We start from the raw sequence: 15,805 nt of genomic DNA on the forward strand, positions 1-15,805 counted from the left end.
CGGGCCGCGTCGTCCACGCCTTGCTTCCATGACCCATGATCCGACCAAGGTCTCAGCGGCGGATACGGAACCGCAGGCGGCCGACCCCGTCATTGCGCAATATCTGGCCTGGCTGCAAGGCAGCCGCAAGCTGGCCGAACACACCATCAGCAGTTATCGCCGCGACCTGACCGCACTGCAGGCGCACGCCGCCAGGCACGCGCCGGGGTTTGCGCTGCTGGCGCTGCAGACGCGCCATATCCGCGCCTTTGCCGCGCGCCTGCATGGCGAAGGGCTGGCCGGCACCACGATTGCCCGTACCTTGTCTGCCTGGCGCGGCTTCTATCTTTGGGCGGCGCAGCACGGCCTGGGGGTCCAGGCCAATCCCGTGGATGGCGTGCGCGCGCCGCGTTCCGGTCACCGGTTGCCCAAGGCGCTATCCGTCGAGCATGCCGTGGCGCTGGTCTCGCATTCGGCGGGGACCGATGCCGCCGCGCTGCGCGACCAGGCCGTGTGGGAGTTGTTCTATTCCAGCGGCTTGCGCTTGTCGGAACTGGTGCAGCTCGACGCCCGCTATGAAAAGCGCGATGGCTATGAATCGGCCGGCTGGCTCGATATGTCCGGCGCCGAACTGACCGTGACCGGCAAGGGCTCGCGCCGGCGCACGTTGCCGGTCGGCAGCAAGGCGATGGAAGCGTTGCGCGGCTGGCTTGCCGTGCGCGAGCAGCTATTGCGGCCGGGTGCCGCGCCCGAGGATGCGTCCGCACTGTTCCTCGGTGCGCGCGGACAGCGGCTGTCGATGCGCGTGGTGCAGTTGCGGCTCAAGGAGCAGGCGATTCGTGCCGGCGTGCCCGCCGACGTGCATCCGCATATGCTCAGGCATTCGTTTGCGACGCATATGCTGCAATCGTCGGGCGACCTGCGGGCCGTACAGGAGCTGCTCGGGCATGCCAGCATCTCCACGACGCAGATCTACACGTCGCTGGACTTCCAGCATCTGGCGAAGGTCTATGACAAGGCGCATCCGCGGGCCGGAAGGGCGGCGTCGACAAAGGACGATGACGACGATGACAAGGCGTCGTCCCCGAAGGACTGAGTTCTCAGTCCGCCCACTGCGCCAGCACTTCCCGGAACCGGTCGATCTCCGGCAACAGCCAACCTCGAAACGCCTGCACTTTCGGCGAATCCAGCGCCCCGGGCGCGCACACGAAATACAGCAGCCACGGGCACGGAATGCTGACATCGAACAGCCGCACCACGCGGCCGGACAGCAGGTCGTTGTAGGCCAGCGAAGAGCGGATCAGCGTAATGCCCTGGCCCTCGGCCGCCGCCTGCAGCAGCAGCGAAGAATCCTCCAGCAGCAACCCCTTGCGCGGCTCGGGCCAGTCCAGCCCGGCGGCTTCGAACCATGGCTTCCACGGGTCGCCCTCGCCGCGCAGCAAGTTCAGGCCTGCCAGGTCGGCAGGCCGCTCCGGCAGGCGTCCGCCGTTGAAGCCCGGGCTGCAGACCGGAAAGAACACATCGTCGAGCAGCTTTTCCACGTACAGGCCCGGATAGTCGCCAGTGCCCATGCGCAGCGCGATATCGACCTCTTCCTGGCCAAAATCCACGAGCGTATTCGATGACAGTAACTCCACGTCCAGTTCCGGATGCCGTTCGATAAAGCTGCCGATGCGCGGCATAAGCCAGCGCGCGGCGAATGACGGCATGGTGCTGATCGTCAGCCGCTTGTCTCGGTTGCCGGACTGCAGCACGCGCGTGGCGTCGGCGATTTGCAGCAGGGCATCGCGGATGCGCTCGGCATAAAGGCGCCCCGCTGGTGTCAGCGCCACGCGCTTGCCGTGGCGTTCGAACAGCGGCATCGCAAGTTCCTCTTCCAGCGCGCGGATCTGGTGGCTGACCGCGCCGTGCGTGACGAACAGTTCCGTCGCCGCGCGCGAAAAGCTCTCGTGCCGGGCCGCCGCTTCGAAGGCGCGCAACGCCGTCAGCGCCGGCAGGCGCGGCAATTCGCGGTGCCAGCCACGCGGCATATCCCTTTCCCATGCACCCTTCCATGCCATGACATGCTCCGCTTTGTGAGCTTGGCTAACAAGAACATTAAAAATATATCGTTTTGCCAGTGCCCGGGCAATCACTAGAATTCAGTTCACCGGCGCCCCACTACCACGGTGAATCGAAGTGTACTGGCAGGAAAACCAGGCCAGTACGGGTCATGTGGCAAGACTCGGCAAGCGTGCCGAGGCCGGCGGACAGGAGATCCATCATGCAAGCTCTGCTCACAACGACAGTTTTCACCCTGAATCCCGGCGAAGTCACCGCGCTGTCCATGCATGTGGCACAGCGCCTCCATGTGGAAGATGCCGCCGGCACCGACCTGTGGATTACCCGCGAAGGCGATTCCGAGGACTACTGGCTCCGTTGTGGCGGGAGCCTGCTGCTGCGGCGTGGCGATGAAGTGGTCTTGAGCATCGATCCGCGTGCCCGCCGTTCCGTACGGCTGGCGCTGATCGCCGAGGCGCGCCGCCCGGCGCTGACCCTGGCCGATGTCCCGCACCTTGTGTACCGCAGCCTCCGGCGCCTGGTTCGAGGCACGGAATGGACGCCGGGCGACGACCACGCCAAGGCCGCGTGACGCGATGGGCGGAGAGACGTCCGAAGCCCATGCGCCAAGGCTGCGCCTGGTCTGGTCGAGGCCGCGTGATGAAACCGGCAGCCCGGACACGCGGCCGGACTGACTAATTCCCCATGAACGTGGCAGGGGCCGGCGTAAGCCGGCCCTTTTCGTTACACTCTCGCCATGCATCCGATTCAAGTCTTCGAGCGAGGCCGCGAGGATTACCAGCCCTGCTTCGACGCGATGCGCGCCTTCACTGCCGCGCGCACGCCCGAGACGCCCGACCAGGTCTGGCTGGTCGAGCACCCGCCGGTCTACACGCTGGGCCAGGCGGGCGATCCCGCGCACCTGCTGGCGCCGGATGCGCACATCCCGATGGTGCAGATCGACCGTGGCGGACAGATCACTTATCACGGCCCGGGCCAGGTGGTGGCTTATCTCTTGCTCGATCTCAAGCGTCGCAAACTGATGGTGCGCGAGCTGGTGAACGACATCGAGCAGGCCGTGCTGGACACGCTTGCCGCGTATAATCTCGCGGCTGAGCGCAAGCCCGGCGCCCCCGGCATTTACCTGTCGGACGGGCCGCACCGGGGCGCGAAGATTGCCGCACTCGGGCTCAAGATCCGCAATGGCTGCAGCTATCACGGCGTCAGCCTGAATGTGCAGATGGATCTGGCGCCGTTCCTGCGCATCAATCCGTGCGGCTATGCCGGACTGGAAACGGTCGACATGGCCACTGCCGGTGGACACTGGCAGGACCAGCCCGTGACCGCCGCACAACAAGCTGACATCGCGCGACGCCTGGCGGCGGCATTGTGCGAGGTGCTGGCAGCGCGCGAGGCCCGTGCGCTGGCGGCCGACAAGACTGCCGCCACGCCGGCCCTGGCCTCTTAGTGACAAGCTGACAAGCGAATTGCACGCCGTTGCGCGTGCGGAGAAATTTATGAGCGACGCCCTGATCGCCTCCTCCAGCGAAGCCCCGCAATCCCCCGCGGAGCAGTACGATCCGACCCGCAAGCAGAAGTCTGCCGACAAGACCGCGCGCATCCCCATCAAGATCGTGCCGGCCGAGAAGCTCAAGAAGCCGGACTGGATCCGCGTGAAGGCCGCCACCGGCAACTCGCGCTTCTACGAGATCAAGGACATCCTGCGCGCCAATAACCTGGTGACGGTGTGCGAGGAAGCGAGCTGCCCGAACATCGGCGAATGCTTCGGCAAGGGCACGGCCACGTTCATGATCATGGGCGACAAGTGCACGCGCCGCTGCCCGTTCTGCGACGTCGGCCATGGCCGCCCCGATCCGCTCGACGTGAACGAGCCGGGCAACCTGGCGCGCACCATCGCCCAGCTCAAGCTTAACTACGTGGTGATCACCAGCGTCGACCGCGACGACCTGCGCGACGGCGGCGCCCAGCACTACGTCGACTGCATCAGCCAGACCCGCGAGCTGTCGCCCGTGACCCGCATCGAAGTGCTCGTCCCTGACTTCCGCGGCCGTCTCGACAAGGCGCTGGACATCCTGCAGGCCTGCCCGCCGGACGTGATGAACCACAACATGGAAACCGTGCCGCGCCTGTACAAGCAGGCTCGCCCGGGCGCCGACTACGCGCACTCGCTCACGCTGCTGAAGGAATTCAAGCGCCGCAACCCGAACGTGGCGACCAAGTCCGGCCTGATGGTCGGCCTGGGCGAGACCGACGAGGAAATCCTCGAAGTCATGCGCGACATGCGCGCGCACGACATCGACATGCTGACCATCGGCCAGTATCTGGCGCCGTCGAACCACCACCTGCCGGTGCTGCGCTACGTCCATCCCGACACCTTCAAGATGTTCGAGGACGAGGCCTACAAGATGGGCTTCACGCACGCCGCTGTGGGCGCGATGGTGCGCAGCTCGTACCATGCGGATCAGCAGGCGCATCAGGCCGGGTTTGCCTGAGCGCTTCGCCTGACGCGATCAGGCTGTCACGCAGCCACGCTGACGCGCCGGCCGGGTTCTGTCCCGGCCGGCGCGTTTTCCTTTTGGCGCGCTGCCAGCAGCCCTACATCTTGTAGCGCAACGCCAGCAGCGCCGTGCGCGGCGCACCGGGCATGTTGTAGTTCTCGGCCGCGCCATGGGCCGAAATGAAGTAGGCGCGGTTGAACAGGTTCTGCAGGGTGAGCGTCACGTCGACATGACGGCTGCGATAACCGGCGCCGAGGTCTACGGTCATATAGCCCGGCAGCGTCGTCACGTTGTATTGCGAGGCGAAGCGCGCGCTTTCGGCGCGCATGCCACCGGCCACGTAGAAGCCGTAGGGCAGGTCGTGCTTGAGCCACAGCGAGCCGCTATGCCGTGGCGTGAGCGACGGCTGGTTGCCGCTGACGGCCACGCCGCCGCTCTTGTCGTACGGATTGTCCAGGCGTCCGTTCAGGTAGGCATAGCTCGCGATCAGCGACCACGCCCTGGCAATCTCGCCGGTGAACGACAACTCCAGTCCGCGCGTGCGCTGCGTGCCGATGGGCACGCCCTGCAGCGTGACGGGGTCGGCCGAGGTCAGGTTGGTCTGCTTCATGTCGAACAGCGCGGCCGTCACGCTGGCGCCTGCGGACAGGTCGTACTTGGCGCCGATCTCGTAGTTGGTGGTCGACTGCGGGGCCAGCGAACTGCTGTTGGGAAAGAACACGAAGCTGTCGGACACCGGCTGGAACGAGCGGCTTGCCATGGCATACAGCGACAGCGGCTCGACCGGGTGATAGACCACACCCACGCGCGGGCTGAACGGCCGGTCGTTGCGCGAGATGTCCTGGTTCTTCGGCGTCAGGTCGTCGCGGCTTTGCTTGAGGAGCTCGTAGCGCAGGCCGGCCAGCACCGTCCACTGCTGCGAGAGCTTGATCAGGTCCTGCGCGTACATGGCGTAGGTTTCGTTGTGCGACAGGCCGTAGTTGTTGGGCACCGCGCTGGCCGGCACCGTCGGCAGCACCTGCAGCACCGGGTCGAACAGGCTGTAGGTGAAGCTCTGCTTCAGGCCCGCCACGCGGTCGCTCTTGTCCTGGTAGCCCAGTTCGATGCCGTACAGCAGCGTGTGCTCAATACCCCAGGTCTCGGCCTTCTGGGTCAGTTCGTTCTGCCAGAAGGTGCCGCGGTCGCTGCGGTTGCGCTGGTTGACGTTGAGCGTGACGGTCGGGATCGGGCCGTCGTTCACGCTCTTGACCGTCACGTAGTTGTTGCGGCCGAGCGAGTATTCGTAGGTGCGTACCGCGCTGTGGAACGACCATTTGTCGTTGAAGCGGTGGTCCAGCGTGGCGGTCGCGCTCTTGACCGTGCTGTCGACATTGCCATCGCCCGCGTTGGCCGAGCCGTAGCGCGTGCTGATCGGCACGTTCGCGGGACGGCCGTGGTACGACGGGATGCCCTGGTCGGCAATGCGCTTGTCGTGCAGGTAGTCGAACTGCAGGGTCAGTCTGGTGTCCGGCGCCAGGTTGAACAGGAAAGACGGTGCAAGCGCCTGCCGGCGCAGGAAGTAGTCGTTGCGGAACCCGCCGGAGTCCTCCACGGCGCCGTTCAGGCGCGCGCGCACCGCGTCGTTGCCGACCGAGGTGTTCAGGTCGAAATCGGCGCGTTTCTGGCCTTTGGTGCCGAACAGCACGCCGATCTCCGCCATGGTCGGCGTCACCGGCTTTTTGGTCACGCGGTTGATGATGCCGCCCGCGGAGCCGCGGCCGTACAGCACGGCGGACGGACCTTTCAGGACGTCGATGCGGTCGATGTTCGATAAGTCGCGGAAGTACAGCGAATCGTCGCGCAGGCCGTCCACGTACTGGTCGTTGATCGACGAGAAGCCGCGGATGGTGACCTGGTCGCGCTGCGCATCGCCCAGCGACGCCGACACGCCCGGCACATTGCGCAGCGTGTCGTTGATCGACAGCGCGTTCTGGTCCTCGATCACCGCGTGCGGCACGACGTTGACCGATTGCGGAATCTCGCGCAACGGCACCGGGATCTTGGTGGCGGTGCCCGAGACTGGCGCGTCGTAGCTCGTATCGTCGCGCTTGGCCGAGACGGTGGCGGCCGGCAGCGTGCCTGCGTCGGGCGCCCCCTCGGCGGCACGGACGCCAGGCGCTAACGGCAGGGATCCAAGGACGGCCAGGGACAGGCACAGGCGTTTCGTTGGCATTGCGGTTTCCATGAAAAGAAAGTTGACCTGGTTGGTGATCAGGCAAGGTGCGCGGGCGGGCGCCCTCGCTTTGTCGATGTACGAATTCGCGTGCCAGGCATGGCTGGATCCGGTCAGACCTGATCGCGGCCTGGCCCATATGCCAGCGATTGCCGAAAATCAGCCGCCGGGCATGGTCAGGCCCGCCGGGGCTGTGGCAGCAGGTGTGGCTGCCCAACGCACGAACAGCAGCGTCACGAGCGCCACGCCGTACACGGCCGCCATGGCGACGAATCCCGCACGCCAGCCGAACAGCCCGGTCGAGACCGCGGCTACGCCCAGGCCAACCAGCGCGCCGCCTTTGGCCGCACTGCTGCACAGGCCCAGGGCGAAGCCCTGTCGGTCTTCCGGACTGGCTTCGGTCACCAGGCTGTTGAGTACCGGAAGCAGGCCGCCAAGGCAAAGTCCCCACGCCAGGCGCGCAGCGATGAAGCCGGTCTCGCCCTGCGCGTAGCCTTGCCACAGTGCCGTTGCCGCGCACACGGCAGCGAGCGCGCAGACACGGCCCAGCGTGAGGTGGATCGGCAATCCCGCGAAGCGCCTTGCCCACCAGCGCGCCGACAGCGCGAGCGTGGCCGCCGTGGCGCTGTAGGCGATGCCGGCCAGCATCACCGAGCCGTGCAGCGTCTCGGTGATGTACGGCGCGAGGAAGGCCTGCGGCATGATTCGCGCGGCCTGCACGGCCATGGTGCCGAGCAGCAGGCCGATGACCAGGCCGCCCAGCGGCGTGGGAGCCGCCGCAGCTGACGTGGCGGCGAGAGGCGCCTGGCGGCGCGGCGCCGGGGCGGCCGATGGCAGGCACAGCATGGCGAGCGGAATGCAAGCCAGGATGATCGCCGCGCCGGCTGTGTTGGCCAGCCGGAAGCCCGTCGCGCTCACCAGCCATGCGCCAACCGGCGGCGCCATGAAGCTGCCGCATGCGGTGACGGTTTGCAGGTCGGCGAAAACGCGGCGGCGCGCATCGGCCGGTGCCACGCGCATCGCGTAGACCTGTGCCGCCGCCAGGAAGCCGGCCAGGCCGCCCTGCACGGTACGCGCCAGCAGCACGCTGGCGGCGGAATCGGCATACACCGTCCACAGCTGTGATGCCGCCAGCGCGATCAGCGCGCGCAGGATCATCGGCTTGGCGCCGACGCGGTCGGCAAGGCGTCCCCACCACGGCGCGGTCAGCAGCGTGGCGGCCATTGGCGCGAAGTACGCCGCGCTGGCCACCCATGCGAACGGCACGTGCGGCACCGGCGCCAGTTCGCGCAGGAACAGAGGCCAGAATGGACCGGTCATTTCCATCGCGCCCATCGACAGCGCCTGGATGACCAGCAGCCATCGGATGGCGCGGCGCCAGGCGCCGGCGTCAGTCGACGGATTCATGCTGGCACCGCCGGCGCGGCAACGTTCGCCAATGGATTGGGCAGCGTGGCGTGCATGTCGTCCGACTGGTCGCGCAGGCGCATGCGGACGAAGGTCTTGAAGGTCCACGGTGCCTGCAGCAGCGCGTGACGCTCGTGCGCCCATGTGTCGGCATCCAGCATGGTCCGATGCTGTTCGAACACGGTATGCATGGCGTCATGCCACTGGCGCAAGCCCTGCGCGCTGCCGTGCTCGGGAAACAGCGCGAGCGCCAGTTCGCCGATGTGGCACAGCAGGAAGGCATGGATCAGCTTCCTGCGCGCAATGGTGCGATCGGGGTACGTGGTGTGGCCGGCACGGAACGGCGAGATGGAGAAGCCTTGCGCCTCGAGCGCTGGCAGCGCGATCTTCACGTCGCCGAAGTCGCGCACCACCAGCCGTTGCGGCATGCCCGCCGCGTCGAGCACGACGAAGGTGTTCTGCTGGTGCGCTTCCAGCGCGATGCCGTAGCGCAGGTAGAGCCCGACGATGGCCGGGATCGCCACGTGCAGATAGGCGTCAAAGAAGCGCATGGCCCGTTCGGCGCGGCTGCCGTTGGCCTGGCGCGCGAGCACGGTGTCGAGCAGCACAGGCGCGGCAGTGGCCGTCATGTCGGCGGTGAAGTCCGGGGTGAACAACGCACCGACCGGCAGCAGGCGATGGTTGCCGGCAACGCACGTGGTCGGGTTGTCGCGCACGATCATCGACAGATGGCGCGCACGATTGTCGTCGGCGTCGATCAGATGCAGGCCATGGCGTTCGGGAACGACCGACAGCACGCGAGCAAGCGCCGCATCGGTGGACAAGATGCGCTCGATCAGGGTGCTGACGCGTGGCCCCATCACGGCGGATTTGGGGGATACCGTGCGTTCCACGCTGGTCAGCCTCATGCTGACGGGCAGTTTGAGCATCGGGCCACCCGGCGCACCGTCGGCAGCCACGGTGCGAAATGACATCGTGGGGCGTGCGGCGATGGACAGGTCAGGCAGGAGAATCAGCTCGCCGGTGGTCAGTTCGGCGGCAAAGGTCTCGCGCAACGCCGCATCGCGCTGCCACGGATGCACCGGCAAGGGCAGCCATGCCTCGGGTGCGAGACCGCGTTGCGCCAGTGCCTTGCGGAACCCGGCCATCGCCTCGGGGAAGGTGGCGGCGAACCATGCGACATACCGCGGCGTGCCTTCCATGGTCGTCACACTGACACGGTGCGCGGCCACCGCGGTCAGACCGACCTGCACCTGGGCCTCGAACTCCGGCGATAACGCGATCACCTGACCGGGTGCCAGCCCCAGGCGAGTCTTGCAGGCCGGGTGCCAGGGATGCCCGCCCGTGCCCCATTGCTCGGTGCGCGCCAGAGCGGGAGGCGTGCCATCGCCCGTAAGCAGGCTGATGGCGTCCCGTGCCCCGGTGGCGGCGCGTTCGGCCGCCAGCCGTTCACCCCAGGCAAGCCGGTACGCCTGGCACAGCGTGTCGTTGTCCTGGCTGTTGTCGAGTTCGATCGATAGCCGGATGATGGCGGCCAGGCTCTCGGCGCCGGCATCCTGCGTATCGAGCAGCGGCCCAAGGCAATTGAGCAGGGCCGACGGTCGCTCCACAGGAACGGGCGGGCGACCGTGCGCGAGGACGGTCACGTCGCCGGCCAGGATCCAGCTGCCAAGCGCCCCAGGGCGCAGGCCGGTGAAGCGCAGCAGCACCCGTTGCTGCCAGACCGGCAGCAGCATGACGTCCGCGCATGTGTCGACGATCAACTGGTCGGGGCTGAGCAAGGCTTCGCGAAACAGCGCCTGCAACAGGCGTGACAGCACGCGCCGGCGTGCCATCTGCCGGGCGTCGGACCAGTGCGCGGCATGGACGCCGGCTTGGGCGAGCGCGGGAATCGCTTCGAGAGACAGGTTGTCGGCCGCGGCGACAGGGGTGGCAAGGGCGGCGGAATCGGCTTGGCGTTGCACGATGGCTCCTACGGGTCAGGGACGCGTGCGGACGAGCCAGAGACTCGCCCCGCGACGCAAGGGGGTCTGATGTAGGGACCGATCGATGACCGGATACGCGATCCGGGAATGGTGTGTTTTTTTCTGCCCGGTAGTTTAAACGTAAACGAATATCATTTGCAATTACATATGGCTTTTGGCCTCCTCCTCGATCTTGTCATGCGGGACCCCTCCTTGGCCCACCAAAAACCTAGGGTCATCCCCGGTGCCGGCCACGAGAGGGTTTCGATATGATGAATTCATCGATAAATTGTCGATGAAGTACGATTAAATCGCGCCGGTGTCGTTCGATGCCTTCGACGCCCTTCGTGCCCCGGTATTTTGGTGCCTACACTGCATACACCGTGGCCAGTCTTGTTTCCGCCTGTAGTTGCCATGTCCCAATGCACCGTCCACCGTCTTGCCGAACAGGCGCTGCTCTACAGCGCGCCGCCGCCGGCCTCGCTGGAAGTCCAGCGCCGCATCTGGGCCATGGCAGCGCGCGCCGCCGACTGGCGCGGCGTGGTCGACGTCGTGCCCGGCATGAACAACCTGACGGTGATCTTCGACAGCACGGCCGATGTCGCCGCGCTGGAGCGCAACCTGAAGCTCGCCTGGGCCTCGGGCGAGGCGAGCCAGGCCACCGGCCGGCTCGTCGAGATCCCCGTGCGCTACGGCGGCGAGCATGGGCCCGACCTGGCCGATGTGGCCACGCATACGGGCCTGAGCCCGCAGGAAGTGGTGCGCCGCCACAGCGCGGGCGAGTATGTGGTCTATTTCCTCGGATTCCAGCCGGGCTTCGCCTACATGGGCGGACTGGCGCCGGAACTGGCCACGCCGCGCCGGCGCGAGCCGCGGCTGGCGGTCCCGGCCGGTTCGGTTGGCATCGGCGGCGAGCAGACCGGCATCTATCCGGCCTCGGCTCCGGGCGGCTGGCAGTTGATCGGGCGTACCGATGCCGCGCTGTTCGTGGCTGACCGCGACCCGCCTTCGCTGTTCGCCCCCGGCGATACCGTGCGTTTTGTTGCCGAGGAGGTCATCGCATGATCGAGATCATCCGACCTGGTGCGCTGGCCTCCGTGCAGGACCTTGGCCGCACCGGCTTTCGCCGTTTCGGCGTGGGTCGCTCCGGCGCCATGGATCCGCTGGCGCTGACCATCGGGAACCGGCTGCTCGGCAACGCCCCCGGCTGCGCCGCTGTCGAATTCACGCTGGGCCGTGCGGCCATGCGTTTCCACGACGATATGCGCGTGGCGCTGGCCGGCGCCGAGTGCAACGCCAACCTCGACGGCGTATCGGTCTGGTCATGGCACGCCTTCGATGTTCACCGTGGCGAGACGCTGACGCTGCCCGCCACGCGCGGCGGCACGCGTGTCTACCTGTGCGTGGCGGGCGGCATCGATGTGGAGCCTGTCATGGGCTCGCGCAGCACTGACCTGAAAGCCGGCTTCGGCGGCTTTGGCGGCCGCGCCCTGCATGAGGGCGACCGGCTTGCCGCTGCACGTCCCGGCGTGGCGGAGGGCTCCGACTGGCTCGGCGTGCAGGCGCCGTCGTGGGCGCTGCCGTGTGCCGATGCCGGCGGTGTCATGCCCATCCGCATGCTGCCCGGCCCCGAGTACGACGATTTCGAACCCGCTGCGCAGGCTGCGCTGTGGGAATCCGAGTGGACCATCACGCCGAACAGCAACCGCATGGGCCTGCGTCTGCAGGGCCCCGCGCTCGCGCGCAAGACGGAGCGCAGCGCCGACCTGCTTTCGCACGGCGTGGTGCCGGGCGTGATCCAGGTGCCGCCGGCCGGCCAGCCGATCGCGCTGATGGCCGATGCGCAGACCACCGGCGGCTACCCAAAGATCGGCGTCGTGATCGGCGCAGACCTTTGGCGCCTGGCGCAGGTGCCGCTGGGCGCACCGGTGCGTTTCGTGCGCGTCACGCTCCAAGAGGCGGCCGCCGCGCAGGCAGCGGTGGATCGCTACCTGCGCCAGATCGACCAGGCCCTGCAATGGCAGGGCGATGGCATGACCATAGCCGCGCGCCGCCGTACCCGCACGCGCGCCGCAGCCTGAAGGAGAACCGCAATGCAGATCGATTTGAATGCCGACCTTGGCGAAGGCTGTGGCAATGACGAGGCGCTGCTTGCGCTGATCAGTTCCGCCAACGTGGCGTGCGGCTGGCATGCGGGCGATGCTGCCACCATGCTGCAGACGGTGAAGTGGGCCATTGAAAAGGGCGTGGCCATCGGCGCGCACCCGAGCTTCCCCGACCGCGAGAATTTCGGCCGCACCGAGATGCAGCGCGACCCCCAAGCGGTCTATGCGGACGTGCTGTACCAGATCGGCGCGCTCGCCGCGATCGTGCGCGCGCAGGGCGGCCAGCTGCATCACGTCAAGCCGCACGGCGCGCTGTACAACCAGGCCGCGCGCGACCCGGCGCTGGCCGAGGCCATCGTGCGCGCCGTGCGCGATTTCGATTCCGATCTCGTCTTGTTCGGCCTGGCCGGCAGCAAGATGATCGACGTGGCGCGCCAGGCTGGCCTGTGCGTCAAGGAAGAAGTCTTTGCCGATCGGGGCTACAACCCCGACGGCTCGCTCGTCAAGCGCGGCACGCCGGGCGCGCTGCATGAAGACGAGGAAGTCGCCCTGAACCAGACGCTGACCATGGTGCGCGAGCAGCGCGTGCGCGCCATCGACGGCAGCTGGGTACCGATCCGCGCCGAGACCGTGTGCCTGCACGGCGACGGCGCCCATGCGCTGGCCTTTGCGCGCCGCATCCGCGAGCGGCTCGGCGCCGAAGGCATTGCAGTCCGCGCCGGAGCCTAGGCCCACAACCGTGGCCTCCGGCATTTCCCGCGGCCTTCCCCGTCGTGCCGTCTGACGGCTGAAGGCCGCTTGCCTCCATCACACTCTTATTGGTGCCCCCATGGAACAGGCAGTGAACCTCTGGCCCCTCATCGGGGTCGGCGTCATCATCATCGGCTTCGTGCTGCGCTTTAATCCCATGCTGGTGGTGGCCCTTGCGGCCATTGCCACGGGCATTGCCGCGTCGATGCCGGTGATGCAGATCTTCTCCGCGATCGGCACCGCCTTCGTCAAGGCGCGCAACCTGCCGCTGATCATCCTGCTGCCGCTGGCCGTGATTGGTCTGCTGGAGCGGCACGGGCTGCGCGAGCATGCGCAGGCGTGGATCGCGCGCATCGCGTCGGCCACCGTCGGCCGCTTGCTGATCGTCTATCTCGGCGTGCGCGAGCTGACGGCAGCCGTTGGCCTGACCAGCCTCGGCGGCCATCCGCAGATGGTGCGCCCGCTGCTGGCACCGATGGCGGAAGGTGCTGCGGAGAACCGCTTCGGCCACCTGCCGGAGCCCGTGCGTCAGCGCATACTGGCGTTCTGCGCCGCCACCGACAACGTGGGGCTGTTCTTTGGCGAGGACATCTTCGTGGCGTTCGGCGCCATCGCGCTGATGCACACGTTCCTGCTGTCGTCGAACATCGACGTGGAGCCGCTGCATATTGCCGTGTGGGGCATCCCGACCGCGGTCTGCGCATTCCTGATCCACGCGGTGCGCCTGAGGCGCCTGGACTTCTGGCTCGAGCGCGAGCTTGGCGGCAAGGCCGCCGCTGCCGATGTCGCTGCCAAGAGCGGGGAGTAAGCCATGATCATTTCCATCGAGTACCTGTATTGGCTGGCGGGCCTGGTCCTGGCCATTACCGCGCTGCTGACCTTCGCTGACCGCGAACATCCGCGCCGCTTCAGCACGGGCCTGTTCTGGCTGCTGTATGCGGCGGTCTTCCTGATCGGTGACCGCCTGCCGCCCGCGGCAGTGGGTATCGGTGCCGTGGTGATGGCGCTGATTGCCGGCTTCGGCGGGGTCGGCCACGGCAAGCACGACACGCTACCCGAAGAAGAGCGCCGCGCCAGCGCGCGCCGCCTCGGCAACAAGCTCTTCATCCCGGCGCTACTGATTCCGGTGGTGACCGTGATCGGTACCGTACTGTTCAAGGATGTGAAGATCGCCGGCATTCCGCTGCTCGACCCGAAGAACGTGACCTTCGTTTCGCTCGGCATCGGCTGCCTGATCTCGCTGGGTGTGGTGTGCTGGCTCACACGCGACTCGGTCGCGCAGGGCTTGCGTGAATCGCGCCGGCTGACGGAATCGCTCGGCTGGGCGCTGGTGCTGCCGCAGATGCTGGCGATGCTGGGCCTGGTGTTCGCCGATGCCGGCGTGGGCAAGGCCGTGGCGCACCTGACCACTGCCTACATCAACATGGATTACAAGCTGGTCGCCGTGGTGGTGTACTGCGTTGGCATGGCGCTGTTCACGGTGATTATGGGCAACGGCTTTGCGGCATTCCCGGTCATGACCGGCGGTGTCGGCGTGCCGATCCTGGTCGGCATGTTCCACGGCAATCCGGCGGTGATGGCGGCGATCGGCATGTTCTCGGGCTATTGCGGTACGCTGATGACGCCGATGGCGGCGAACTTCAACATCGTGCCGGCCGCGCTGCTCGAGCTGGAAGACAAGAACGCCGTGATTCGCGCGCAGGTGCCGACCGCACTGGCGATCCTCGTCGCGAACATCGCGCTGCTGTACTTCCTCATGTAAATCCGGAGACCCGCCATGCGCACCGTATTGCTCACAGGCTTCGAGCCGTTCGAGAACGAGCCGATCAATCCGTCGTGGGAGGCGGTGCGCGCGCTGGACGGCGAGCGCATTGGCGATGCCGTGGTCGTCGCTCGCCAGTTGCCGTGTGTGTTTGGCGTGGCCATCGATGCGATGAATGCGCTGCTGCGCGAGCTGAAGCCCGCAGTGGCCATCGCGGTCGGGCAGGCGGGCGGACGCATGGAAATGTCGGTCGAGCGCGTGGCCATCAATGTCGACGATGCCCGCATTGCCGACAACGCCGGCGCGCAACCGATCGACACGGTGATTGCTGCGCAAGGTCCGGCGGCGTACTTCTCAACGTTGCCAATCAAGGCGATCGCGCGCGACATGCGCGCGGCCGGCGTGCCTGCCGCTGTGTCGCAAACGGCGGGAACGTTCGTCTGCAACCACGTGTTCTATGGCCTGATGCATTGCCTTGCTAGGCCTGCCGGCGCAGGCGTGCGTGGCGGGTTTATTCATATTCCCTATCTGCCCGAGCAGGCCGCGCGCCATCCGGGCCAGCCCAGCATGTCGCTGGAGATGATGATTCGCGGCATCCGCCAGGCTGTTGCCACCACGCTGACGACGGAAGTCGATGTGCGGGAGCAGGGCGGGCAATTGCATTGAGCGCCCGGATTACGACACCGATGGTTCCGCCCCTCTCCCGCTCGCGGGAGAGGGGCCGGGGGTGAGGGCAAGAGCCGCCACGAAGTTACGGCGCTGACTAGCTCAGTCAACTCACTCACAACATCACCCCACTGGCCCCGAACGCTTCGGTGCCTGCCAAAAACCCGCATATGCCGGATCAGCGTCAGTCGCACCGGTGCACGATCGGACCAGCAGTCCGGCGAACTTTCTCCGTAGATTTTATTTCAGCACAGGTTGAAGCCGTGCCGTTCCCATTACGGTGTTCGCCCGGCTATTCAATACGCGTTCACTCCCAATCATGAAAATCCGCATTTATTTGCAGAAATTTCTTAGCGAAATATAAGACAGGCTGAAGTCAAATTTTAATCCACCTCAATATT

General features: G+C 66.7%; 14 protein-coding genes. 10 read left to right on the top strand and 4 right to left on the bottom strand.

Translation table 11 applies throughout. From position 1 onward, the window contains the following. Positions 1–28: 28 nt before the first annotated feature. Positions 29–1,075 (top strand): tyrosine recombinase XerC, encoded by a 1,047-nt coding sequence (locus ACIGJB_RS00545; RefSeq protein ID WP_483730910.1) that lies wholly within the window; start codon positions 29–31, stop codon positions 1,073–1,075. A 4-nt stretch (positions 1,076–1,079) separates the two neighbouring features. Here ACIGJB_RS00545 and ACIGJB_RS00550 read toward each other — a convergent pair whose 3' ends face one another. Then, entirely contained in the window at positions 1,080–2,039 is a 960-nt protein-coding gene (locus ACIGJB_RS00550) for a transcriptional regulator GcvA (protein WP_483730911.1), read from the bottom strand. A 203-nt stretch (positions 2,040–2,242) separates the two neighbouring features. Between ACIGJB_RS00550 and ACIGJB_RS00555 the strand changes: the two genes are divergently transcribed. From ACIGJB_RS00555 to lipA, 3 genes are all read left to right on the top strand, one after another. Continuing rightward, positions 2,243–2,611, top strand: a complete 369-nt coding sequence (locus ACIGJB_RS00555) for a DUF2917 domain-containing protein (protein ID WP_483730912.1) — start codon at positions 2,243–2,245, stop codon at positions 2,609–2,611. A gap of 165 nt (positions 2,612–2,776) precedes the next feature. Further along, positions 2,777–3,487 carry a lipoyl(octanoyl) transferase LipB gene (gene lipB / locus ACIGJB_RS00560; RefSeq protein WP_483730913.1) on the top strand — a complete coding sequence of 237 codons (711 nt, stop codon included), beginning with the start codon at positions 2,777–2,779 and terminating at the stop codon, positions 3,485–3,487. 49 nt (positions 3,488–3,536) lie between these two features. Beyond that, complete coding sequence (gene lipA / locus ACIGJB_RS00565) at positions 3,537–4,532, top strand: lipoyl synthase (protein ID WP_483730914.1); 996 nt, start codon at positions 3,537–3,539, stop codon at positions 4,530–4,532. A gap of 103 nt (positions 4,533–4,635) precedes the next feature. On the opposite strand, the gene ACIGJB_RS00570 is transcribed toward lipA, so the two are convergent. From ACIGJB_RS00570 to ACIGJB_RS00580, 3 genes are all read right to left on the bottom strand, one after another. Then, on the bottom strand, positions 4,636–6,750 hold the full coding sequence (locus ACIGJB_RS00570) for a TonB-dependent receptor (protein WP_483730915.1): 2,115 nt from the start codon (positions 6,748–6,750) through the stop codon (positions 4,636–4,638). A gap of 159 nt (positions 6,751–6,909) precedes the next feature. Next, positions 6,910–8,157, bottom strand: a complete 1,248-nt coding sequence (locus ACIGJB_RS00575; RefSeq protein ID WP_483730916.1) for a rhizoferrin export MFS transporter — start codon at positions 8,155–8,157, stop codon at positions 6,910–6,912. Next, a complete protein-coding gene (locus ACIGJB_RS00580) occupies positions 8,154–10,121 on the bottom strand; it encodes an IucA/IucC family protein (protein WP_483730917.1) in 1,968 nt (655 codons plus the stop codon). The genes ACIGJB_RS00575 and ACIGJB_RS00580 overlap by 4 nt, the downstream gene beginning before the upstream one ends. Before the next feature lie 414 nt (positions 10,122–10,535). Here ACIGJB_RS00580 and pxpB point away from each other — a divergent pair, with 414 nt between their 5' ends. From pxpB to pcp, 6 genes are all read left to right on the top strand, one after another. Further along, complete coding sequence (gene pxpB, locus ACIGJB_RS00585) at positions 10,536–11,186, top strand: 5-oxoprolinase subunit PxpB (RefSeq protein ID WP_483730918.1); 651 nt, start codon at positions 10,536–10,538, stop codon at positions 11,184–11,186. After that, a complete protein-coding gene (locus tag ACIGJB_RS00590) occupies positions 11,183–12,202 on the top strand; it encodes a 5-oxoprolinase subunit C family protein (RefSeq protein WP_483730919.1) in 1,020 nt (339 codons plus the stop codon). The genes pxpB and ACIGJB_RS00590 overlap by 4 nt, the downstream gene beginning before the upstream one ends. Positions 12,203–12,214: 12 nt before the next feature. After that, the gene (pxpA, locus tag ACIGJB_RS00595; protein ID WP_483730920.1) at positions 12,215–12,955 is read left to right on the top strand and encodes a 5-oxoprolinase subunit PxpA; all 741 of its coding nucleotides are present in this window, start codon (positions 12,215–12,217) and stop codon (positions 12,953–12,955) included. Between the two features lie 100 nt (positions 12,956–13,055). After that, on the top strand, positions 13,056–13,784 hold the full coding sequence (locus ACIGJB_RS00600; protein ID WP_483730921.1) for a DUF969 domain-containing protein: 729 nt from the start codon (positions 13,056–13,058) through the stop codon (positions 13,782–13,784). A 3-nt stretch (positions 13,785–13,787) separates the two neighbouring features. Continuing rightward, positions 13,788–14,738, top strand: coding sequence for a DUF979 domain-containing protein (locus ACIGJB_RS00605; protein WP_483730922.1), 951 nt, complete (start codon positions 13,788–13,790; stop codon positions 14,736–14,738). Between the two features lie 15 nt (positions 14,739–14,753). Further along, positions 14,754–15,404 (top strand): pyroglutamyl-peptidase I, encoded by a 651-nt coding sequence (gene pcp / locus ACIGJB_RS00610; protein WP_483730923.1) that lies wholly within the window; start codon positions 14,754–14,756, stop codon positions 15,402–15,404. The last annotated feature ends 401 nt before the right edge of the window (positions 15,405–15,805 follow it).

It is taken from the genome of Cupriavidus sp. C2SS-8b (genome assembly GCF_057073745.1).

Coding starts and splice junctions, on each gene's coding strand:
- ACIGJB_RS00545 (WP_483730910.1), top strand. CDS start 29: ATGACCCATGATCCGACCAAGGTCTCAGCGGCGGATACGGAACCGCAG.
- ACIGJB_RS00550 (WP_483730911.1), bottom strand. CDS start 2,039: ATGGCATGGAAGGGTGCATGGGAAAGGGATATGCCGCGTGGCTGGCAC.
- ACIGJB_RS00555 (WP_483730912.1), top strand. CDS start 2,243: ATGCAAGCTCTGCTCACAACGACAGTTTTCACCCTGAATCCCGGCGAA.
- lipB (WP_483730913.1), top strand. CDS start 2,777: ATGCATCCGATTCAAGTCTTCGAGCGAGGCCGCGAGGATTACCAGCCC.
- lipA (WP_483730914.1), top strand. CDS start 3,537: ATGAGCGACGCCCTGATCGCCTCCTCCAGCGAAGCCCCGCAATCCCCC.
- ACIGJB_RS00570 (WP_483730915.1), bottom strand. CDS start 6,750: ATGCCAACGAAACGCCTGTGCCTGTCCCTGGCCGTCCTTGGATCCCTG.
- ACIGJB_RS00575 (WP_483730916.1), bottom strand. CDS start 8,157: ATGAATCCGTCGACTGACGCCGGCGCCTGGCGCCGCGCCATCCGATGG.
- pxpB (WP_483730918.1), top strand. CDS start 10,536: ATGTCCCAATGCACCGTCCACCGTCTTGCCGAACAGGCGCTGCTCTAC.
- ACIGJB_RS00590 (WP_483730919.1), top strand. CDS start 11,183: ATGATCGAGATCATCCGACCTGGTGCGCTGGCCTCCGTGCAGGACCTT.
- pxpA (WP_483730920.1), top strand. CDS start 12,215: ATGCAGATCGATTTGAATGCCGACCTTGGCGAAGGCTGTGGCAATGAC.
- ACIGJB_RS00600 (WP_483730921.1), top strand. CDS start 13,056: ATGGAACAGGCAGTGAACCTCTGGCCCCTCATCGGGGTCGGCGTCATC.
- ACIGJB_RS00605 (WP_483730922.1), top strand. CDS start 13,788: ATGATCATTTCCATCGAGTACCTGTATTGGCTGGCGGGCCTGGTCCTG.
- pcp (WP_483730923.1), top strand. CDS start 14,754: ATGCGCACCGTATTGCTCACAGGCTTCGAGCCGTTCGAGAACGAGCCG.